20 protein-coding genes, 4 tRNA genes and 1 other RNA gene are annotated in these 22,731 nt (G+C 41.2%); 17 read left to right on the plus strand and 8 right to left on the minus strand.

The features are described 5' to 3' along the window. The first annotated feature begins 115 nt into the window (after positions 1–115). On the plus strand, positions 116–1,327 hold the full coding sequence (pncB, locus tag ACTQ1L_RS09090) for a nicotinate phosphoribosyltransferase (RefSeq protein ID WP_441366694.1): 1,212 nt from the start codon (positions 116–118) through the stop codon (positions 1,325–1,327). A 704-nt stretch (positions 1,328–2,031) separates the two neighbouring features. Here the strand turns inward: pncB and ACTQ1L_RS09095 are convergent. Further along, positions 2,032–2,838 (minus strand): histidinol-phosphatase HisJ family protein, encoded by an 807-nt coding sequence (locus tag ACTQ1L_RS09095; RefSeq protein WP_441366696.1) that lies wholly within the window; start codon positions 2,836–2,838, stop codon positions 2,032–2,034. 316 nt (positions 2,839–3,154) lie between these two features. Between ACTQ1L_RS09095 and gap the strand changes: the two genes are divergently transcribed. The 7 genes from gap to purB all read left to right on the plus strand — a co-directional run bounded on the left by gap (position 3,155) and on the right by purB (position 12,397). After that, positions 3,155–4,171, plus strand: coding sequence for a type I glyceraldehyde-3-phosphate dehydrogenase (gene gap, locus ACTQ1L_RS09100; RefSeq protein WP_321112562.1), 1,017 nt, complete (start codon positions 3,155–3,157; stop codon positions 4,169–4,171). Between the two features lie 191 nt (positions 4,172–4,362). Next, positions 4,363–5,595: a phosphoglycerate kinase gene (locus ACTQ1L_RS09105; protein ID WP_441366698.1), complete on the plus strand. Its 1,233-nt coding sequence runs from the start codon at positions 4,363–4,365 to the stop codon at positions 5,593–5,595. A 158-nt stretch (positions 5,596–5,753) separates the two neighbouring features. Next, positions 5,754–6,503 (plus strand): triose-phosphate isomerase, encoded by a 750-nt coding sequence (gene tpiA / locus ACTQ1L_RS09110; protein WP_012742377.1) that lies wholly within the window; start codon positions 5,754–5,756, stop codon positions 6,501–6,503. A gap of 177 nt (positions 6,504–6,680) precedes the next feature. Further along, entirely contained in the window at positions 6,681–8,222 is a 1,542-nt protein-coding gene (gene gpmI, locus ACTQ1L_RS09115; RefSeq protein WP_321112559.1) for a 2,3-bisphosphoglycerate-independent phosphoglycerate mutase, read from the plus strand. Between the two features lie 222 nt (positions 8,223–8,444). Beyond that, entirely contained in the window at positions 8,445–9,320 is an 876-nt protein-coding gene (locus tag ACTQ1L_RS09120) for a phosphoribosylaminoimidazolesuccinocarboxamide synthase (protein ID WP_321112558.1), read from the plus strand. Positions 9,321–9,369: 49 nt separating this feature from the next. Continuing rightward, positions 9,370–10,932, plus strand: a complete 1,563-nt coding sequence (gene purF, locus ACTQ1L_RS09125; RefSeq protein WP_441366700.1) for an amidophosphoribosyltransferase — start codon at positions 9,370–9,372, stop codon at positions 10,930–10,932. Positions 10,933–10,945: 13 nt separating this feature from the next. Continuing rightward, complete coding sequence (purB, locus tag ACTQ1L_RS09130) at positions 10,946–12,397, plus strand: adenylosuccinate lyase (protein ID WP_117918735.1); 1,452 nt, start codon at positions 10,946–10,948, stop codon at positions 12,395–12,397. Between the two features lie 136 nt (positions 12,398–12,533). Here the strand turns inward: purB and ACTQ1L_RS09135 are convergent, their stop codons facing one another. Genes ACTQ1L_RS09135 through ACTQ1L_RS09165 form a run of 7 tightly spaced genes read right to left on the minus strand, consistent with a single transcriptional unit; the run spans position 12,534 to position 17,409 of the window. After that, the gene (locus ACTQ1L_RS09135; RefSeq protein ID WP_321112555.1) at positions 12,534–13,595 is read right to left on the minus strand and encodes a type IV pilus twitching motility protein PilT; all 1,062 of its coding nucleotides are present in this window, start codon (positions 13,593–13,595) and stop codon (positions 12,534–12,536) included. A 1-nt stretch (position 13,596) separates the two neighbouring features. Beyond that, positions 13,597–14,094, minus strand: coding sequence for a hypothetical protein (locus ACTQ1L_RS09140; protein WP_321112554.1), 498 nt, complete (start codon positions 14,092–14,094; stop codon positions 13,597–13,599). Then, the gene (locus ACTQ1L_RS09145; protein WP_321112552.1) at positions 14,091–14,561 is read right to left on the minus strand and encodes a hypothetical protein; all 471 of its coding nucleotides are present in this window, start codon (positions 14,559–14,561) and stop codon (positions 14,091–14,093) included. Before ACTQ1L_RS09145 ends, ACTQ1L_RS09140 begins: the two co-directional genes overlap by 4 nt. Positions 14,562–14,612: 51 nt before the next feature. Beyond that, the gene (locus ACTQ1L_RS09150) at positions 14,613–15,095 is read right to left on the minus strand and encodes a DUF4860 domain-containing protein (RefSeq protein ID WP_321112550.1); all 483 of its coding nucleotides are present in this window, start codon (positions 15,093–15,095) and stop codon (positions 14,613–14,615) included. A 1-nt stretch (position 15,096) separates the two neighbouring features. Then, positions 15,097–15,417, minus strand: a complete 321-nt coding sequence (locus ACTQ1L_RS09155) for a hypothetical protein (RefSeq protein ID WP_441366702.1) — start codon at positions 15,415–15,417, stop codon at positions 15,097–15,099. A 17-nt stretch (positions 15,418–15,434) separates the two neighbouring features. Then, on the minus strand, positions 15,435–16,460 hold the full coding sequence (locus ACTQ1L_RS09160) for a type II secretion system F family protein (RefSeq protein ID WP_321112548.1): 1,026 nt from the start codon (positions 16,458–16,460) through the stop codon (positions 15,435–15,437). 10 nt (positions 16,461–16,470) lie between these two features. Next, complete coding sequence (locus ACTQ1L_RS09165; RefSeq protein ID WP_441366704.1) at positions 16,471–17,409, minus strand: transglutaminase-like domain-containing protein; 939 nt, start codon at positions 17,407–17,409, stop codon at positions 16,471–16,473. 119 nt (positions 17,410–17,528) lie between these two features. Here ACTQ1L_RS09165 and mscL point away from each other — a divergent pair, with 119 nt between their 5' ends. The 9 genes from mscL (at position 17,529) to ACTQ1L_RS09210 (ending at position 22,539) form a co-directional block, all read left to right on the plus strand. Then, positions 17,529–17,957, plus strand: coding sequence for a large conductance mechanosensitive channel protein MscL (gene mscL, locus ACTQ1L_RS09170; protein ID WP_441366705.1), 429 nt, complete (start codon positions 17,529–17,531; stop codon positions 17,955–17,957). 143 nt (positions 17,958–18,100) lie between these two features. Next, a complete protein-coding gene (gene secG / locus ACTQ1L_RS09175) occupies positions 18,101–18,340 on the plus strand; it encodes a preprotein translocase subunit SecG (RefSeq protein WP_055061481.1) in 240 nt (79 codons plus the stop codon). A 189-nt stretch (positions 18,341–18,529) separates the two neighbouring features. Next, positions 18,530–20,656: a ribonuclease R gene (gene rnr / locus ACTQ1L_RS09180; protein ID WP_441366710.1), complete on the plus strand. Its 2,127-nt coding sequence runs from the start codon at positions 18,530–18,532 to the stop codon at positions 20,654–20,656. 230 nt (positions 20,657–20,886) lie between these two features. Continuing rightward, the gene (smpB, locus tag ACTQ1L_RS09185; protein WP_012742392.1) at positions 20,887–21,354 is read left to right on the plus strand and encodes an SsrA-binding protein SmpB; all 468 of its coding nucleotides are present in this window, start codon (positions 20,887–20,889) and stop codon (positions 21,352–21,354) included. A 252-nt stretch (positions 21,355–21,606) separates the two neighbouring features. Continuing rightward, positions 21,607–21,947: a transfer-messenger RNA gene (gene ssrA, locus ACTQ1L_RS09190) on the plus strand. Between the two features lie 256 nt (positions 21,948–22,203). Beyond that, positions 22,204–22,278 (plus strand) — tRNA-Pro (locus tag ACTQ1L_RS09195). Positions 22,279–22,297: 19 nt separating this feature from the next. Beyond that, positions 22,298–22,368, plus strand: a tRNA-Gly gene (locus ACTQ1L_RS09200). 5 nt (positions 22,369–22,373) lie between these two features. Continuing rightward, positions 22,374–22,459: transfer RNA gene (locus ACTQ1L_RS09205), tRNA-Ser, on the plus strand. An 8-nt stretch (positions 22,460–22,467) separates the two neighbouring features. Then, positions 22,468–22,539, plus strand: a tRNA-Gln gene (locus ACTQ1L_RS09210). Positions 22,540–22,731: the final 192 nt, after the last annotated feature.

Below are 22,731 nucleotides of genomic sequence, written 5' to 3' on the forward strand. Positions count from 1 at the left end.
AAATTGAAGGTAATTAAACACGTGCGCCTGCTTGATATTTGATAGTCGCAGTGGTAAAATCAAGACTAAAATTACCGGTAGTAAATGGTTTGAAAGAAAAGAGGACATAAAACAGATGAGATTGCCACAAATAATAAACAGCCTTCTTGAGACTGATATGTATAAATTCAGCATGGGACAGACGATTTTCCATCAGTTCACAAGCTATAAAACGACATGGACCTTCAAGTGCCGAAATAAAGACGTGCATTTTACAGATGAGATGGTCGAGGAGATAAAGGAACAGGTGCAGGCCTTCTGTCAGCTTTGTTTTACGGAGGAGGAGCTTGAATATCTTGATAACATCACCTGGATAAAAGGTACATATGTTGATTTTTTAAGACTCTGGCAGCCAAGATATGAGGAGTTTACCATCACAACAGATGCACCGTGTGGGCTGGCAATCGATGCAGCCGGCACGTGGCTCAATACTTCGATGTATGAGATTCCGGTGCTTGCTATTGTAAATGAAGTGTACTTCCGTATGGCATATGATTATGATGTGCTGCTTAAGCAGTTTAAGCGCAGGCTTGATGAGAAGGTGCGTCTGCTCGAGGAGGATACCTACAGGCTTGGCGATTTCAGTGAATTTGGACTAAGACGCCGTCTGTCTGCCGAGGCGCAGGAGATGGCTGTAAAGGCAATCGCAGAGGTTGAGCTGCCTGCAGACTCACACTTTATTGGTACATCAAACGTATATCTTGCAAAGAAATTCAATTTAAAGCCGGTGGGAACAATGGCTCATGAGTGGATTATGTGTACAGGACAGGGTAATCACAAGCATAATCCGGCATATTCAAACTGGTACGCACTCGATGCATGGGTTAAGGAGTATGGTATATTAAACGGTATTGCGCTTACTGACACCATAACAACAGACTGCTTCCTGCGTGATTTTCAGCTCACCTATGCGACACTTTTTTCGGGAGTGCGTCATGATAGCGGAGATCCGTACGAGTGGGGAGACAAGATGATAGCCCACTACAACAGTCTGGGAATTAATCCAAGGACAAAGACACTTTTGTTCAGCGACAGCCTGGATTTCGAGCGTGCGACTGCATTGTATGATTATTTCAAGGATAAGGCAAAGGTTGCATTCGGTATAGGAACCTTTATCAGTAACGACACTGATGAGGATGCGCTTAACATAGTTATGAAGACCACCAAGTGTAACGGCATGGATGTGGCAAAGATTTCCGACGTTGCAGGCAAGGGCATGTGCAAGAATCCGGATTATGTCGATTACCTGAACAGGTGTATTGATTACAGGATGAAGAATGATAAATGATAAATGACGGCATGAGGGGGCAAAGGTATTTTGCCCCCTTTAATCATGTGATTGAATTGCAAGAAATGTGTAAACAAAACAAAAAATATATAAAATATCAGACAATTTAAAATAAAAATAAAAATTATCAAAAAATATATTGACAAATAGGTAAAATTGGTGTAATCTTAAATCAACAAAAAGAGATACGAAAGGAACAAAAATAAAACACAGGAGGTACAGTCCAATGGGGATTACATAATTTAAGTCAAAGTACTATAAGGATGATTGAACGGAATATTTAAATCTGTAGGGCGGGCCGAAGCGCAGTAATCGCACAGATATATTAGCAAATAAATAATATCGTTGAAAAAGTTCTTGTAGATTAAAAGTGAAAGATAGAATCTCTCATAAGAGTTTACATAGATAATGTAACCAAAAGGAGTGATTTTATGAAGAAGGGTAGAGGTCCATAGCTAAGCTAAAAGAATAAGAATCCTGTCATAAACAGAATCAGATTTATAGCAAAGCAATATGGAAATGCCAAAATAAATTCATATAGCGAAAGCGGAACTTGGAGGTTATACAGTGAAGCTTACGGAACCAATGCTTTAGGAGCCACTTGATGTAAAATGTAGATCAGGTGGCTCCTATTTTTGACATTTGTGAATGCATGTGAGGTTTAATAGTTAGATAGAATGACAACGTAAGCCTTTAAGGCTGGGCTATAATTTGATGAAAGCAGGAACGCGGTTTTCAAATACTGTATAGTACATAAACCCGGCATCCTTGAGGATATTTGAAACCCTGTCAAAATCATACGCGACATGCTCCGGCTTGTGGGCATCTGCTCCGACTGTGATTATTTCCCCGCCAAGCTCGTGATAGCGCTTTAACACCGATTCGGTCGGATTTGGGTGGCCAAGCCCGTATTTAAAGCCGGCGGTATTGAGCTCGATGCCTTTTCCCTGGGAGATAATTTCCTTTAATATAGCATCAATTATGTCGGCATACTTTTCATATGAATAGTATTTATTTTTGTCAGGACCGTATCTGACCACGTAGTCGATGTGACCGTACACATCAAAATCCGCCCCGCTGTGCAGGTTGTCAAGTATCGATTCAAAGTATTCGGTGTAGGCTTCGTGCTCTGTCTTGTCTTTGTAAAATGCAGGGTAGTATGGGTCAATGCCGTTTACTACATGGCTTGAGCCGATCACGAGGTCAAACGGATATTTTTTGGTGACCGCATTATTTTTGTCTGTAATATGAGGCTGTAAACCGATTTCAATGCCCCAGTGGATATTTACCGGGCAGCCCTTTTCTTTAAGAACAATTGCAAGCCTTTTGATGCGCTTTTCATATGCTGCTATATCAAGGTCGAAAAGCCCGGGCTCCTCTTTATAGTCATAGTCCAGATGGTCTGTAAAGCAGATGCCGTCCAGCCCTTTGTTGATTGCTGATTTTATCATCAATACCGGGTCGGCATCGCTGTCACCCGAAAACATGCAGTGCATGTGCTGATCCCACATATAAATACCTCCGTAAAACTGATGTATTGTTGTTAAAAAAATTTATAAGTTACATGTTTTATAATTGTCTGCTGCCGGCTGCCGGAAAGTGCGAATTACAGCAATTAATTAAGTGTAGCCGAGATTATAATAAAGTGCAATATCTAAAAAGAAAAATTGTGAAGAATGATAAAAAATGTGTGTAAATGAAAATATTTAGTGAAAATTTTAACAAACGCAAATAAAGTACTTGAACCTTTGAGAATTATTCGCTATAATAAAAACATCTTAGGGCATGTCCCTAAAAATACTTTTTACAATTCTAGGAGGAATTAAAATGGCAGTAAGAGTAGCAATCAACGGATTTGGTCGTATCGGACGTCTTGCTTTCAGACAGATGTTTGGAGCTGAGGGATACGAGGTAGTAGCTATCAACGACTTAACAAGCCCAAAAATGTTAGCACACTTATTAAAGTATGATTCATCACAGGGTAAATACGAGCATGCAGATGAGGTTTCTGCAAGCGATGATTCTATCACAGTTTGTGGTAAGGAAATCAAAATTTACGCATTCCCAGATGCAAACAATTGCCCATGGGGAGAGTTAAAGGTTGACGTTGTACTTGAGTGCTCTGGATTCTATACATCAAAAGAGAAAGCTCAGGCTCATATCAATGCTGGAGCTCGTAAGGTAGTTATCTCTGCACCAGCAGGAAATGACCTTCCTACAATCGTTTACAATACAAACCATGAGACACTTAAGGCTTCTGATACAATCATCTCAGCAGCTTCTTGTACAACAAACTGCTTAGCTCCAATGGCAGATGCACTTAACAAGTACGCTCCAATCCAGTCTGGTATCATGGTAACAATCCATGCTTACACAGGAGATCAGATGACTCTTGACGGACCACAGAGAAAGGGAGACCTTCGTCGTTCACGTGCAGCAGCAGTTAATATCGTTCCTAACTCAACAGGAGCAGCTAAGGCAATCGGCCTTGTTATCCCAGAGTTAAACGGAAAGTTAATCGGATCTGCACAGCGTGTTCCTACACCAACAGGATCTACAACAATCCTTACAGCAGTTGTTAAGAAAGCAGGCGTTACAAAAGAGGATATCAACGCAGCTATGAAGGCAGCAGCTAACGAGTCATTCGGTTACAACGAGGATGAGATCGTATCTTCAGATATCGTTGGAATGAGATTTGGTTCATTATTCGATGCAACACAGACAATGGTTAACCAGATTTCTGACGATCAGTACGAGGTACAGGTTGTTTCTTGGTATGATAACGAGAACAGCTACACATCTCAGATGGTTCGTACAATCAAGTACTTCTCTGAGTTAGCTTAATTCTTGTACCCACAAGAACAGTATATCTCAAGACTACTCAAGGGGCGCGGTCTTAATTGAACCGCGCCTTTTTTTTAAAGCATGGCTATTTCTTTTGAATATCTGTGAATTGTAGAATTAATTATATTTTTTAATATGCACAATATGGCATGGCCACATGGCTTATGCCTTGAAATAAGGGAGGACATATTATGTCATTAAACAAGAAATCAATTGATGATATCAACGTAAAAGGCAAGAGAGTTCTCGTTAGATGTGACTTCAACGTGCCACTTAAGGACGGAAAAATCACAGATGAGAACCGTATCAACGGAGCTCTTCCAACAATCCAGAAATTAATCAAGGACGGTGGAAAGGTTATCCTTTGCTCACACCTTGGAAAAGTTAAAAACGGACCAAACGAGGGTGAGTCACTTGCTCCTGTAGCTGTAGCTCTTGAGGCTAAGCTTGGACAGAAGGTTACATTTGTAGCTGACTACAACGTAACAGGTGAGGCTGCAACAAAGGCTGTTTCAGAGATGAAAGAGGGAGATGTAGTTCTTCTTCAGAATACACGTTTCAGAGGCAAAGAGGAGACAAAGCCACAGGAAGCCGGAGATGCATTCGCAAAAGAGCTTGCTGACCTTGCTGATGTATATGTATGTGACGCTTTCGGTTCTGCGCATAGAGCACATGCTTCTGTAGCAGGTGTTACAAAGTTCATCACAGCTAAGGGTGGAGAGAATGTTGTTGGATACCTTATGCAGAAGGAAATTGACTTCCTTGGTAAGGCAGTAGAGAATCCTGTACGTCCTTTCGTAGCTATTCTTGGTGGAGCTAAAGTAGCTGACAAGCTCAATGTTATCGATAATCTCCTCGAGAAGGCTGATACACTTATCATCGGTGGTGGAATGGCATACACATTCCTTAAAGCACAGGGCTATGAGATTGGTATCTCAATGCTTGATGAGACAAAGATTGATTACTGTAAAGAGATGCTTGCAAAAGCAGAGAAACTTGGAAAGAAGATTCTTCTTCCTGTTGATGCAGTTACAATCAAGGATTTCCCAAATCCAATCGATGCTCCTGTAGAGACAGAGACATATGATTATGACAAGATGCCTTCAGACCGTGAGGGCTGTGATATCGGACCTAAGACACGTGAGCTTTTCGCTGACGCTGTTGCATCAGCTAAGACTGTTGTATGGAACGGACCAATGGGTGTATTTGAGAACCCAACACTTGCAGCAGGTACACTTGCAGTAGCAGAGGCACTTGCTAAATCAAATGCTATCACAATCATCGGTGGTGGAGATTCAGCTGCAGCAGTTAACCAGATGGGACTTGGCGACAAGATGAGCCACATCTCAACAGGTGGCGGTGCTTCCCTTGAGTTCCTTGAGGGCAAGGAGCTTCCTGGCGTAGCTTGTGCTGATGATAAATAAGCCGAAAGCAGCTTAATGAAATCGAGCCGCAGGCGATGATTGAATTTAGTGCGAGGCTGTTCTTTGAGATTAGTGAAACCGAGCTGTAGGCGAAGGTTGAACTTAGCGAAAAGAACTACCACAATAAATATTTGTATACAAATACAAGGAGATATAAAATGGCAAGAAAGAAAATTGTAGCCGGTAACTGGAAGATGAACATGACTCCAAGCCAGGCTGTTAAATTAGTAGAAGAGTTAAAACCACTCGTAGTTTCAGATGATGTTGAAGTTGTTTACTGTGTACCTGCAATCGACATCGTACCTGTTGTAGAAGCATTAAAGGGTACAAATGTTGCTGTTGGAGCAGAGAATATGTACTTTGAGGAGAAGGGTGCTTACACAGGAGAAATCTCAGCAGAGATGCTTCTCGATGCAGGTGTTAAGTATGTTATCATCGGACATTCAGAGAGAAGAGATTACTTCAAAGAGGATGACGCACTTCTTAACAAGAAGGTAAAGAAGGCTATCGAGGCTGGACTTACACCAATCCTTTGCTGTGGTGAGACACTTGAGCAGAGAGAGAGCGGTGTTACACTTGACTGGATCAGACTTCAGATTAAGTCAGATCTCGCAGGTGTTGCTGCATCAGATGTTGCAAACATGGTTATCGCTTACGAGCCAATCTGGGCAATCGGAACAGGAAAGACAGCTACTTCTGACCAGGCTCAGGAGGTCTGCGGTGCGATTCGTGAGTGTGTAGCAGAGATTTATGATCAGGCTACAGCAGATTCAGTTCGTATCCAGTACGGCGGATCTGTAAATGCAGGAAATGCAGCAGAGCTTTTTGCAAAGCCTGACATCGACGGTGGATTAGTTGGTGGCGCTTCACTCAAGGCTGATTTTGGAAAGATCGTAAACTACAAGTAATTATTAAATCATAATTTAATATTTGATTTGACAATCACAATAACTAAATGTCACTAAATTCACCAGCTTAGCTGCATTTAGTGGCATTTATTATGTAATGAAATTTTTTGCGGGCTTGCATATGTCACTGTAATAGAACATTTTGCAAGCCTCATATGAAGAATAGAGGAAATATAAATGAGTAAGAAACCGGTAGTATTAATGGTACTTGATGGTTACGGCTTAAGTGACCACAAAGAGGGAAATGCCATAGCTATGGCAAATACCCCTGTTATGGATAAATTGATGGCAGAGTGTCCTTTTGTAAAGGGCGCAGCTTCAGGTCTTGCAGTTGGACTTCCTGACGGACAGATGGGAAACTCTGAGGTAGGACATATGAATATCGGCGCAGGCCGTATCATATATCAGGATCTTACAAGAATCACAAAGGCAATTGCTGATGGTGATTTCTTCAAGAACAAGGTATTAATTTCTGCAATCGAAAACTGCAAGAAGAATGACTCCGATCTGCATCTTTGGGGACTTCTTTCAGATGGTGGAGTTCACAGCCATATCGAGCATCTTTACGGACTTCTTGAGCTTTGCAAGAAAGAGAATTTTGACAGAGTATATGTACACGCCTTCCTTGATGGTCGTGACACACCTCCTGCATCAGGCAAGGGCTATATCGAGCAGCTTCTCGCCAAGATGAAGGAAATCGGTGTAGGAAAGATTGCATCTCTTTCAGGACGTTACTATGCAATGGACAGAGATAACAACTGGGACCGTGTGCAGAAGGCTTATGATTCACTCACTAAGGGTGAAGGCGTAAAAGCTACATGCCCTGTAAAGGCTATGGAGGAGTCATACGCAAATGACGTTACAGATGAGTTCGTGCTTCCTACAGTTATCACAAACGAGGATGGCACACCGGTATCTGTTGTAAAGGACAATGATTCTGTTATCTTCTTCAACTTCCGTCCGGACCGTGCTCGTGAGATGACAAGAGCATTTTGCGATGATAAGTTTACTGGCTTTGAGCGCCCATTCCTTAAGACAACATTTGTATGCTTCAAGGATTATGACGAGTCAATTCCTAACAAGCTTATCGCTTTTGAGAAGGAAGAAATTAAGAATACATTTGGTGAGTATCTTGCAGCAAATGGCAAGAAACAGCTTCGCCTCGCAGAGACAGAGAAGTATGCACACGTAACCTTTTTCTTTAATGGTGGAGTAGAGGAGCCGAATATCGATGAGGCACGTCTTCTTGTAAACAGTCCTAAGGACGTTGCAACATATGACTTAAAGCCTGAGATGAGCGCTCCTGAGGTTGGAATGGATCTTGTTGAGGCTATCAAGTCAGATAAGTATGATGTTATTATCATCAACTTTGCTAACCCTGACATGGTTGGACATACAGGTGTGATCCCGGCTGCTGTAAAAGCTGTTGAGAGAGTTGATTCACTCGTAGGTGATGCAGTGCAGGCAATCAAGGATGTGGATGGAGTATTATTCATCTGTGCTGACCACGGAAACGCAGAGAAGATGATTGATTATGAGACAGGAAAACCTCATACAGCTCATACAACCAATCCTGTTCCTTTCATTCTTGTAAACGCTGACCCTTCTTACAAGCTTCGTGAGGGCGGATGTCTTGCAGATATCGCTCCAACACTGCTTGAGATTATGGGACTTCCACAGCCAAAAGAGATGACAGGAAAGTCACTTATCGTTAAATAAAATTTGTATTATATAGGCTCCGGCGCAGACAAAGGGTTTGAACCGGAGCTTTTGTTTTGATATATTAAAGATATAATAATAAATATAAGAATTGCTTATAAATAGTGTAAAATTATTTAAAAAAACTTATAATATACGTTGACTTTACAAATTGAGCTGGTATATAATTTAAAAGTAGCATTTGATTTGTAAAATAAATTACACATAAGATGGAGGACAATCATGCAGGAATTTAAACCATTCAAAGAAGGAAAAGTAAGAGAAGTATATGATAACGGGGACAGCCTTATTATGGTCGCAACAGATCGTATTTCCGCTTTTGACCATATTTTAAAGAATAAAATTACAGACAAGGGAGCCATCCTCACACAGATGTCTAAGTTCTGGTTTGAATTCACAAAGGATGTTGTTCCTAACCATATGATTTCAGTAGACACAAAGGATATGCCGGAGTTCTTCGGTCAGGACAGGTTCAACGGAAACAGCATGCTCTGCAAGAAGCTTGAGATGCTTCCAATCGAGTGTATAGTTCGTGGATATATCACAGGAAGCGGCTGGGCAAGCTACCAGGAGAACGGTACAGTCTGCGGAATCAGACTTCCGGAGGGACTTGTTGAGTCTGATAAGCTCCCTGAGCCTATTTATACACCATCTACCAAGGCTGATCTTGGAGATCATGATGAGAATATCTCATTCGAAAAATCAGTAGAAGTATTAGAGAAGATTTATCCTGAGAAGGGCAGAGAGTACGCAGAGAAGATTCGCGATTATACAATTGCTCTCTACAAGAAATGTGCAGAGTATGCTCTTACAAAGGGCATCATAATCGCAGATACCAAGTTTGAGTTTGGCTTAAATGAGCAGGGTGAGGTAGTGCTTGCCGATGAGATGCTCACACCTGACAGCTCACGCTTCTGGCCACTTGATGGATATAAGCCTGGACAGGGACAGCCTTCATTTGACAAGCAGTATGTAAGAGACTGGCTCAAGGCAAATCCGGACAATGACCTTCTTTTACCTGATGAGGTTGTTGTGAAGACTGTAGAGAAATATAAAGAGGCATTTGAGCTTCTTACAGGAAGCAAATTCAGCCGCTAATATATTATTTATTCCGCGTTACTATTTCGCAATTATAAACGGAGATATTATGAACCAGGACAATAACATAAATCAGTATATAAATACTAGTATAGATATAAAAAGTCATATCGGTACAAAATTAGAAAGGTGTTCTGATATTGACGAGCATAACCATGTATTTGATGAGCTTCATGAGGAGTGTGGTGTGTTCGGCATGTATGATTTTGATGGAGGAGATGTCGCATCCACTATCTATTATGGTCTTTTTGCGCTTCAGCACAGAGGACAGGAAAGCTGTGGTATTGCAGTGAGTGATACACACGGACCAAAGGGAAAGGTGACCACACACAAGGGTATGGGCCTTGTAAATGAGGTTTTTACTCCTGATATCTTAGAGCCTATGAAGGGTGATATCGGAGTGGGACATGTGCGCTATTCAACAGCAGGCTCATCAACACGTGAGAATGCACAGCCTCTCGTATTAAATTATGTCAAGGGCACACTTGCCATGGCACACAACGGAAACCTCATTAACGCAAAGGAGCTTCGCAAGGAGCTTGAGTATACAGGAGCAATTTTCCAGACCACAATCGACTCTGAGGTTATAGCTTATCATATCGCAAGAGAACGTCTTAACTCAAAAACAGCGGAGGAGGCGGTCAGACGTGCCTGCCAGAAGCTTAAGGGAGCCTATGCACTTGTGGTTGAGAGCCCGAGAAAGCTTATTGCAGCCAGAGACCCATTTGGTTTTAAGCCTCTTTGCATCGGAAAGAGAGACAATGCATATATTGTCACATCTGAGACCTGTGCGCTTGATACAATCGGTGCAGAGTTTGTCAGGGATGTAGAGCCGGGAGAGGTTATCACCATCACTCCTGAAAAGGGCATTGAGTCTGATATGACTATGGCACTTGCCCCTGAAAAACAGGCCAGATGCGTGTTTGAATACATTTATTTCGCAAGACCTGACAGCCGTATTGACGGAGTAAGCGTGTATGGCAGCCGTATTAAGGCTGGTAGATTCCTTGCAATTGATTCACCGGTTGAGGCTGATATCGTGACAGGAGTACCGGAATCAGGAAATGCCGCTGCTCTTGGTTATTCACTTGAGTCAGGCATTCCATATGGCACAGCATTTGTCAAGAACAGTTATGTCGGCAGGACATTTATCAAGCCTAAGCAGTCAAGCCGTGAATCAAGCGTGCAGATAAAGCTAAATGTATTAAAGGAGGCTGTTAAGGGCAAGAGAGTTGTTATGATTGATGATTCAATTGTGCGAGGAACAACCTCAGACAGAATAGTGCGTATGTTAAGAGAGGCGGGGGCCACAGAGGTACATGTGCGCATCAGTTCACCGCCATTCTTATGGCCTTGCTATTTCGGTACAGATATTCCTGCAAGAGAGCAGCTTATCGCTTACAACAGGACTATTGAGGATATCAGACAGATTATAGGTGCAGATTCTTTAGGATACCTTGGAATTGACAGACTTGATGAGATGGTAGAGGGACTGCCAATCTGCATGGGCTGTTTCACAGGAAAATATCCGATGGAGCCACCGAAGGATGATATCAGAGGCGAGTATTTTGATAAAGAAATAGACCTCGAGAGAAAAATGCTTAATCGCTAATAAAGGAGAGAATATGAGTACAGACAGATACACAAGTCCTCTTTCTGAGCGCTATGCCAGCAAAGAGATGCAGTATATTTTTTCGCAGGATATGAAATTTACCACTTGGAGAAAGCTCTGGATTGCTCTTGCAGAGACTGAGATGGAGCTTGGGCTTTCACAGGATGGCAAGCCGGTTATCACACAGGAACAGATTGATGAATTAAAGGCACATGTGGATGACATCAATTATGATGTGGCAAAGGAGCGTGAGAAGCTTGTGCGTCACGATGTAATGAGCCATGTCTATGCATATGGACAGCAGTGCCCTAAGGCAGCAGGAATTATACACCTTGGAGCAACCTCATGCTATGTAGGTGACAATACAGATATCATCATCATGAATGAAGCATTAAAGCTTGTTCACAAAAAGCTTATAAGTGTTATTGCAGAGCTTGCAAACTTTGCTGATAAGTATAAGAATCAGCCAACTCTTGCATTTACACATTTCCAGCCTGCACAGCCGACAACAGTTGGAAAGCGCGCCACACTGTGGCTGAATGAGTTTATGCTGGATCTCGAGGATTTAGAGTATGTGCAGGGTACATTAAAGCTCCTTGGCTCAAAGGGCACCACAGGAACACAGGCCAGCTTCCTTGAGCTCTTCAACGGAGACAATGAGACAATAGACAAGATAGATCCGATGATTGCAAAGAAGATGGGCTTTAAGGATTGTTATCCGGTGTCTGGCCAGACATATTCCCGTAAGGTAGATACAAGAGTGGTAAATGTGCTCGCAGGCATCGCAGCATCAGCTACAAAGATGTCAAACGATATCAGACTGCTCCAGCATCTTAAGGAAGTAGAGGAGCCGTTTGAGAAGAACCAGATTGGCTCATCAGCCATGGCATACAAGAGAAATCCTATGAGAAGTGAGAGAATAGCATCTCTTTCAAGATATGTTCTTGCAGATGTAATGAATCCTGCAATTACATCGGCTACACAGTGGTTTGAGAGAACACTTGATGATTCTGCAAACAAGCGTCTTTCAATACCTGAGGGCTTCCTTGCAATAGACGGAATACTTGACCTCTGCCTCAATGTGGTGGATGGACTGGTAGTATATCCAAAGGTTATTGAAAAGCACTTTATGGCAGAGATACCATTCATGGCAACAGAGAACATCATGATGGATGCTGTAAAGAACGGTGGAAATCGTCAGGAGCTCCATGAGAAGATCAGACAGCTCTCAATGCAGGCAGGAAAGACAGTAAAGGAAGAGGGAAAAGAAAATAACCTCGTAGACTTAATCGCTGCAGATCCTGCATTCGGATTGACAAAGGCTGATATCGAAAAGAACCTTAAGCCTGAGCTTTATGTGGGACGTGCACCTCGTCAGGTAGAAGTATATCTGCGTGATGTAGTTAATCCTGTGCTTGAAGCACATAAGGACGAGAGTGGAGTAAAGGCAGAGATTAACGTATAAATTAAAATATAAATATATTTTTCTAAGACGAAAAGCCCCGTCATATAAGCCATTAAACAGGTTTATATGATGGGGCTTTTTATATAGCCGTCAGGTACGAAGAAGTAAACTTCCCTCAAAGCAGGTTTATTCAAAGCTAGTTTATATTAATTCTCTTTGTCATCATTTCAGGGTTGGTAGCTTCACTGATTGCCACCTGCTTGCTGATTACACCGGCATTGTACAAATTATAGATGCTAGTATCCATAGCAATCATATTCTCAGCAGCAGAGGTATAGATAATGCCGTCAATCTGGTGTACCTTTCCCTCACGGATTAAGTTTCTTATTGCCGGTGTGAGTACCATGATTTCAAATACAGGAATCATCTCACCACTTATAGAAGGCAGGAGTTTCTGTCCAACAACTGCCTGCAGTACAGAGGCAAGCTGGATGGAAATCTGATGCTGCTGTGATGCGGGAAAAGCATCAATTATTCGGTCGATTGTATTAGCGGCACCGATGGTGTGCAGTGATGAAAAAATAAGATGACCTGTCTCAGCGGCTGTGACAGCGGTATTGATTGTCTCGTAATCACGCATTTCTCCAAGCAGAATGACATCAGGGCTTTGACGCAGTGCAGCGCGCAGTGCGGTCAGGTAGCTTTCGGTATCAGTGTTTATTTCGCGCTGTGAGACGATAGATTTTTCGTGTCGGTGTAAAAACTCAAGAGGATCCTCAAGAGTGATAATGTGCTCCTCTTTTTCGTGGTTGATTTTGTCGATAATACACGCTAGGGTAGTTGATTTACCGCTTCCTGCAGGACCGGTTACCAGAACCATACCGTTGTTAGTGTTGGCTAAATCCATAACAGCCTGAGGTATGTGAAGATCGCTTGGTTGTGGCAGCGTAAATGAGATAACACGTATCACGGCAGAGTAGGAGCCACGCTGTTTAAAGGTACTTACTCTGTAACGTGAAACACCGGGGATAGCAAATGAAAAATCATCATCACCTGTTTTTTCAAAACGTGAGATATCCCTTTCAGCCAGTGCATATATGGCAGTGACAAATTCAAAGGTTTCCTTCGGAATCATTTTTATTTCGTTAAGGCACTCCATGGTTCCTTTTGATTTGTATGTTAAGGGGCGTCCGGCAACAATGAAAATATCGGATGCTCCGTTGTCAGTTGCTTCCTTTAAAATTTTTTTAACATCCATTTTAGTTTCCTCCAATTAAGTTTAATGTATCATCTTCCGAAAAAGACGTATTTGTGATAAGCTTCCATTCTTTAATAGTGTAAAAAGCATCATATTTATGAGATGGATAATTGATATTTAATGTTACAGTAAGTGTCTGCGTTTCAGACACGCTTTCTGTGATTGTAAAAGAGAGATTACTGCTTGTTGATGAATCCTCATCAGAGGAGACAACACCTTTATCAGATGACAAGGCTGTGAGTACTGTATCAAAGTATGTAGTCTTGTCAGGACTGCTCTGATATGAGGATGCAAGCATGACGTCTATCTGGGATATTTCATCCTGGATTTTTTCGCTTGCTTCATAGTAGGCACTGTTATTGTCGGCCACACGTTTGCTGAGATTATAGTCAGAGTGTGCCGTTACAAATGATAAAGCGGAAAATGTGACAATGCAAATCATTGTGAAGGCAAGCAGCAGTGTTGAAAATCCAAAGTGAGAAAAATTATTTTTTTTCATTGGGCATTCACCGCCTTTCTTCCCTCCGGAGAGAGTGAATTATAAATGCATGCGGTAATGCCGTAAACCTCAGTGTTATCTGCCTTAAGAAAACGTATGTCGGCTTTTTGAACACCGGAAGAGCTGTCCGGAAGTTCGGAAACGATGATTTTAAACAGAGCATCATCCTTTTCGCATGGATGGTATGTATTATCCATATAAATAAAAAGCTTGTCATTTGCACATATTGAGCCGGAAAATGTTGATGAAACTGCTGACAGATTTCCTCTTTCCTGTTCGTAGACACTTGCAACATTATTACATGCGTTCACAGCCTGATGCAGTACGCCGGTCTGTTCGGTTAAAGAGTGTGTTTTTATAAAAAAAAGCAGACCGACAATCAGCAAAACTGTAAAAAGCAATAAATTGATTGTGATTTCAAGCAGGAATATTCGATTTTTAGAATGTTTAAAGTTTGTTGTTGTCATAAATAGCTTCCTGAATTGAATAGTAATATTTAAAAAAATTAACCTGGCATATCAATTGGAATTTGAGGATAAATACATATCCGTTGTGCCTCCAAAACTGTCTGAAATAGTAACAATAATAAGTCCGTCATCGGTTTTAACCATATCAAAGCCTGAAATTGTCACAATCTGCTGCCCGAGATTTAATGTAAAAGATGTCCCATCCTGTATGTACATTTCGCGTAGACTACCATCATAATAATAAATATAAGTATTGTAAACGTTATCTTTTATGGTGCTTTTCAGACACAGGGCATTGGTGCCATTAATGTTTTCTATTGAAATAGATGAGTTTGAGCTGTTTTGCCTGGTTTTTTCACGCAGATATGAAGTAACTGTGCGAATCTCGTAATTGTAATCCATTGCATTTGCAGTTGCTTTATATTGTCTGACTCCTATCATAATAAGAACAAAAGCAGTCAGTGCAAAGAGAAAAAACAGTAACATGATAAAAATGCTGTCGATTCTGTGTGTTTCTCTGTCAATTTTAAACATATTATTTCCTCTCTATGATTGTCACATCGGGACGAAGATTTGACCCGATATAATTATAATCAATATAATAATAGTCATTGTCATATGTTAGACCATAGTGGTCTGTGAGATATTTCAGATTCGGCGGATATGTTCCTTCAAGGGCATAACACTGGGTGATGCTGCGGTTAAGGGCACGCTCTAATGTGCCACGGCTCTTTGCGGTGTTGCTTTCACTCAGCTTTGATGAGAAGAGTGCAAACAATACAATACATATGATAAGCAATGCCAAAGATATGAATTTCCATATATCAGATTTTTCTTTTTTGACAGAAAATAACATCTATTGCCTCCAAACAGTTATCCAATACTTGAAATTATTCCAAGCAGAGGTAGTAAAAAAGAAATAAGTATAAATCCAATAAAAACGCAAAGCACAATGACCATAGCAGGTTCTATGACTGAAATGAAATGTGAGAGTCTTGAATCAGTATCATCCTCATACGCGCTACATATGTGCATCATAACGTCATCCATGGCACCTGTTTTTGAGCCTATGTCAATCCAACTGGAGTAAAGCTTTGAAAAAATACCGGAATGAAGCAGCGATTCGGAAAATGTCATTCCATCCGAGATGTTTTTCCTGCATGCTTCGATTCTGATATCAAGAGCAGGATTGCTTACCAGTGCCTGCGCTAAATCCAGGCCTCTGTCAGTGTCAAGCCCACTGGACAATGCAAGAAACATACAGTTTGCAAATCGGCTTGTCGATATTGACATCGAAAGTCTGGAGCGTTTGAGCAGGTTTTTGCCGGCCTTTGTATTTAAAAAAATAAAAAGTATTAATGCAGCTAAAAAAACAACGGTAATAATAATAAGCATGTAATGATTGATATATTCACTCAGCTTCATAAGTACAGCAGCAGTACCGGTCAGCTCACTTCCGAGAGTTGTATAAATCTGTGAAAAAACAGGTAGTACTTTAGCTATCATTATGAATATTACAGCAATCATAACAACTGAGAGGACAAGAGGATACATCACAGCACTCTTAATCCCTGATTTAATCTCGTCCTCGCGCTGATAGTAGGTGGACAGAGATGACAGCACCTCCTCAAGCCGTCCGGTTTCTTCGCCGAGCTTTATCATATTTATCATGTATTTTGGAAAACAGCCCGTGTCACTGAGCGCACTGTGCAGAGTGGCACCTAGCTCCATCGGCTTGTAAATCTGTGAAAGAAGTCTGTGGGTCTGCTCATCAGGTGCATCGTCGCATAAAATTGAAACACCATAATATGTAGGCAGACCGGCCTTTATGATGAGAGTTATCTGCTGACAGAAGGCAGATAGCTCAGCATTGCTTAAAACTTTATTTTTTTTAGACATTTATGTCCTCCTAATATATGTATTTGACAATGTAATCACTGTCCTTTGCGATAAAATCCTTTGGTGAGCTGCTGGTAGAAGCAAAGGTTGGATCAAGCATGTTCCAGTCTGTACCGTTGAATTCGATAATACCGTTTATCCAGCCTTTATCCTTAATGTAGGTACTTATCCAGGCATGATATTCATCACCGGCATATCCAACCTCAAGTCTTGTCGGGATGGACTGTGAACGAAGCATGGCAGCCATCACAGAGGCGTAATCAAAACATATTCCGGTTTTTTCGGTGAAAACCTCATCAATATCAGGAATATATCCGCTTTTAACATTTTTGGCTTTTTCATAGTCATATTTAAAGTTAGAGATAATGTAGTTGTAGACACTTTCCACGACTTCAGTATCGTTGTTACAATAATAAGCCAGTTCACTTCCTTTTTGAACAGCCAAAGAGGAAGCCGTAAAATTGACAAATTGATTCGGATATAAAAAAGCACCGAATTCATCAGTTATAGAAACCTGTATGGTCTGCGAGAGAACAGAAGCATATTGAGTTCCTTCGACATTTTCGTATACTGATACATTGTATGTTCCACTTTGAGCCGACAAAGGAAAAACCTCTGCGCCTCCGTGAAGGTCGAAGGTGTAGGTAACATTGTCAGGCCCGGTTATCTGAAGCTTAACCTTTTGATTGGTGCCGTGGTAATCCGCAAAAATATATCCATTTGAGCTGTTTGAAGCATCAATGGAGGCAACATCACAGGAGTAGCTCTCGATGTTGTCAGCAGCAGGTGTGAGCACTTTTGGGGTATTGTCCCAGCTTCCTTTTTGGGTGGAAGGCTCGGAAGAAGCTGCCGGCTGTTTAATGTTTTGCCTGGAGGTACCACATGCACAAAATAAAAGGCATGATATGAATATAAGTGGAAGTGCTTTTTTATAAAAATTGCACTTCATGAAATTCTCCTCTTAATTAATCAAATATAATATTATTATAATGTATTTTCTTGTAAAATGAAATGAAAAAATGTATAATTTATAAAAGAAAAGTTCAAAAAAAGAGAGGATAGGTATATATGAAAAAATTTTTTAATGAGTTCAAAAAGTTTATCAGTAGAGGAAATGTCATGGATATGGCAGTTGGTATCATCATAGGCGGTGCGTTTACCAGTATAGTTACATCTTTGGTTAATGATATTATAAACCCTATACTTGGAGTGTTTGGCGGCATGAATTTTGACCAGCTCTCGGTAAAACTCTTTGGGGAAGCTACATTGTATTATGGAAAGTTTCTTACTGCTGTAGTCAATTTTCTTATCATGGCACTTATCGTATTCTGCATTGTAAAGGCTATGAATGCGGCAGGAGAGAGGTTTGGACGCAAAGAGAAAAAAGAGCCTGACACAAAGGAGTGTCCATACTGCAAGAGTAAGATTGCCATTGCGGCAACAAGATGCCCGAATTGTACATCAATGCTCAATACAGCAGATGAAAGTGAAAAATAGCGATACATTTATTGCGTGAAACTAATAAAATCCATTGCATAAAGTGTGAAAATCTGTTACATATAGTATAAAACTCTTGACTGTGCAATAAAAACGTAGTATATTAGTTCTGTTATTTAGAATTGAAATTAGGAGGTCTTATCGTGGCAACTTTAAAAATTGTTTTATCGGTATTATTTATAATCGTCAGTTTAGTAATTACTATAGTTATTCTTTTTCAGGAGGGTAAGTCAGCAGGACTTGGCACTATTGCAGGAGTTGCTGATACATATTGGGGCAAGAACAAGGGACGTTCAAAGGAAGGACGTCTGGTTAAAGCGACAATTGTATGTGTTGTTCTTTTCTTTATTATATCAATTGTCTTAAATATGGGAATATGGTAAATACTTAGACTGTCGAGAAATCGGCAGTCTTTTTTATCGCATCAACATCCAGATGATGAAATTCGAGGTTTTCGTTGCAGGTTGATGTGATATAAAATCAACATTCACAGGATGAAAATGTCAATGGTGGAAATTTTATTTAAAGCCTGTGCATTTGAAATCAGATGGGGCAACGAAAAAGGAGAGATAATGAGTAATATAGATAAATATGAAACACGAAAAAAGATGGTCTATGACTTCATGTGTGATGACATGTATGTTCCGATGAAAATCAAAGAACTGTGCATAGTACTCGGAGTAAAAAAAGAGGACAGACCACAGCTTGAACAGATTCTTTTGGATTTGCAGGCGGAGGGAAGGATAACACTCTCAAAGCGCGGCAAATACTCAAAGTCGGAAATTAAAAAGACAGTCGGCGTATTCACAGCTCATCAAAGGGGCTTTGGCTTTGTCACTGTGGAGGGAGAGAATGATGATATTTTTATCCCTGCCGAATATGTAAATGGTGCGATGCACATGGACACTGTTGAGATTACAATCTCCCCTGTCACAACAGGCCGCCGCAAGGAGGGAAAGGTTGTTTCTGTCATAGAGCGAGGCATGAAGCAGGTAGTCTGCACCTATGAGGCGAGTGATAACTTTGGCTTTGCAGTGCCTGACAATACCAGGTTTGGTACAGATATTTTCATACCAAAGGAGCGCTCAAAGGGTGCTATGTCTGGCCATAAGGTAGTGGTTGAAATCACAAGCTATGGTAAAAAGGGCAAAAAGCCGGAGGGCAAGGTTGTTGAAATAATCGGACATATAGATGACCCGGGTACAGATATTCTTTCTATAGTAAAGGCTTATGATCTGCCGGTGGATTTTTCGGAGAAAATCATGCATCAGGTGCAGAATGTGGCAAAGGATGTGACACCTGCGGATATGGCCGGCAGGATGGATTTACGCGACTGGATGATGGTCACGATAGACGGAGAGGATGCAAAGGATCTAGATGATGCCGTGTCTTTATACATGGATGGCGACAATTATGTACTTGGAGTACACATAGCAGATGTGTCGAATTATGTGCAGGAGCACAGTGCCCTTGATGTGGAGGCACTTAAGAGAGGAACATCGGTTTATCTTGTAGACAGAGTAATTCCAATGCTTCCAAGAGAGCTTTCAAATGGCATATGCTCCTTGAATGAGGGATGTGACAGGCTGGCTCTTTCATGCATTATGACAATAAATAAAAAGGGTGAAGTTATCGATCATAAGATTGCAGAGACGGTCATAAAGACAAATCGCAGGATGACATACACAAATGTAAAAAAGATTCTTGCAGATAAGGATGACGCTGTGATTGAAGAATATAAGGAGCTTGTGCCTATGTTTGAAAAAATGGCAGAGCTTGCAGCAATTCTACGCAAAAAGAGAATGAAACGAGGTTCTATAGACTTTGACTTTCCAGAGACTAAAGTCGTGCTCGACGAAGCAGGTCATCCGATAGATATAAAGCCGTATGACAGAAATGTGGCAACAAAGCTCATTGAGGATTTCATGCTTATAGCAAATGAAACTGTGGCTGAGGATTATTTCTGGCAGGAAATACCTTTTGTATACAGAACACATGACAAGCCAGACTCAGAAAAAATCGCAAAGCTTTCCACATTTATCAATAATTTTGGCTATACGCTTCATATTGGTGCTGATGAGGTACACCCAAAGGAGCTTCAGAAGCTTTTGATGAAGGTGGATGGCACAGATGAAGAATCCCTGATAAGCAGACTGACACTGCGCTCTATGAAGCAGGCGAGGTATACAACAGCATGTACAGGACATTTTGGACTGGCGGCAAATTATTATTGTCACTTTACATCACCAATCCGCAGATATCCTGATTTGCAGATACACCGTATCATCAAGGAAAATATCCGCGGTAGGATGAATGATAACCGCAGGGAGCACTATGAGTCTATACTCGATGCTGTTGCAAAGCAGGCAAGTGAGACCGAACGACGTGCAGAAGAGGCAGAGCGTGAAACGGTCAAGCTTAAAAAATGTGAATACATGTCAAATCATATTGGAGAATGTTTTGAAGGAGTTATATCAGGTGTCACAGAGTGGGGCTTTTTCGTGGAGCTTCCAAATACAGTTGAGGGACTTGTGCGCGTGACAGACCTGACAGACGATTTCTATGAGTTTTACGAGGATACCTATGAGCTAGCCGGTTCAGCCACCAATAAGAGATACAAGCTTGGACAAAAAATCAAGGTTGTTGTGGACAGTACTGACAAAATTATGCGTACAATTGATTTTAAACCGGCAGAATAATATGACAATAATGACGAAATTTTTTATTATTTAAAAATACTTATTTGATTATCTGTTATTTGTCGGTTGTTGTGCGAAAGATTTATTGAAAAAGATGTCATAATATATTATATAGTGTAAATAAAAAGAAATGTGAACCAGCGGTTTACAATAATTTGCGTTTTAGATATTGGCAATTATAAAAAAATGTGTTAGTATTGTAAAGCAGTTTGAGGAAAGGAGATACCGACATGGCTAAGGAACCAAAGAAATTAATAGCCAACAACAAAAAGGTCTATCACGATTACTTTTTGCTTGAGAAATACGAAGCCGGTATTTCACTTGCAGGAACTGAGGTGAAGTCACTTCGAATGGGAAAGGGCAGCATAAAGGAGTCGTTCATCCGTATTGAAAACGGTGAGATTATCCTGTATGGCATGCATATCACACCATATGAGAAGGGAAATATCTTCAACAAGGATCCACTCAGACCTAAAAAGCTTTTGCTCCACAAGAAGGAAATCGAGAAGCTTTCATCAAAGATGAAGGAAAAGGGTTTCACAATTGTGCCGGTAGAGGTCTACTTTAAGGGAAGTCTGGTCAAAGTAGAGATAGCACTTGCCAAAGGCAAGAAGCTTTATGATAAGAGAGCAGACATAGCCAAGAAGGATCAAAAGCGAGAGGCACAGAGAGATTTCAAAATCAGAAATCTTGGTTAGCAAAAAATGAATATGGGCTAGTAAAGGTTTCGACGGGGCCCACAAGGTCCGGTGGACCTTGGTTTTGGGCGGACCGAAGCGGAGCGGAGAACATGGAGCGTAGCTGCATGTACCCCGCAAAAAATTGAATATGGGCTAGTAAAGGTTTCGACGGGGCCCACAAGGTCCGGTGGACCTTGGCTTTGGGCGGACCGAAGCGGAGCGGAGAACATGGAGCGTAGCTGCATGTACCCCGCAAAAAAAATTGAATATGGGCTAGTAAAGGTTTCGACGGGGTACATGCAGCTGGAGAAGCGAGTCGTATGGCGATGCGTTAAATGGCCAAATTAAAATTAAACGCTGAAGATAATTTAGCATACGCTGCCTAATGGCAGCAGTCTGACCTAGAGCACTCACACTTTAGGACCCAGGCTTCGACTATGTGAGAAACGACGTTGGCAAAGCTTTGAGCCATCGGGCGTATCATGAAGCTACTGAAACCACAAGGTTGTTTGTTATCGTGTGGCAGAGGGAATGTTAAATAATAAACTACACTCGTAGAAGGACAGGGAATTGTATTTCGGACACGGGTTCGACTCCCGTCTAGTCCACTAAAGGGCGGTTTGTGATAAAACCGCCTTTTTTCTTGCAAAACCGCATAAATAAAGGCTTTACACGTTATTGTGCAAAGCCTTTTATTAAAACTGTTATTTCAGGTTATCGAAAACATTGTAAAAACGCGGGATGTATCGCATTTGAAAAATAAATTTCAAAAAAATGTAAAAAAGTGTTGACAAGAATGGAATAGGGTGATATTATATCGAAGTCGCTTCGGTGAGGCAACAAAAACGAAACGGCAAAACAGCATATCGGGGTGTGGCTCAGCTTGGCTAGAGCGCCTGGTTTGGGACCAGGAGGTCGCAGGTTCGAATCCTGTCACCCCGACTTGTGAACAATTAAATATGCGGGTGTAGTTCAATGGTAGAACACCAGCCTTCCAAGCTGGATACGTGGGTTCGATTCCCATCACCCGCTCTCGTGCAGGGGTATCGAAGTGGTCATAACGAGGCGGTCTTGAAAACCGTTTGTCCGCAAGGGCGCGTGGGTTCGAATCCCACCCCCTGCGCTTTATATAGGGCTATCGCCAAATGGTAAGGCAACGGACTCTGACTCCGTCATTTCAAGGTTCGAATCCTTGTAGCCCTGTTTGATAAAAACTTAAAAAAAGTTGTTGACAAACACTTGAAAGTTTGATATCATATCACTCGTTGTCGCAAGACAATGAACTAAAGAACATTGATAACTGAACAGTGAGAAACCTTGAAAGATTTTGAGAATCAATCAGAACGCTTCAATGAAAATTGAAGACCTTTAAAACAGTAAATTCAGAATTTGTGC

Source organism: Agathobacter sp. LCP21S3_B2 (genome assembly GCF_052118705.1).
In the GTDB taxonomy this organism is placed as follows: Bacteria; Bacillota; Clostridia; order Lachnospirales; family Lachnospiraceae; genus Roseburia.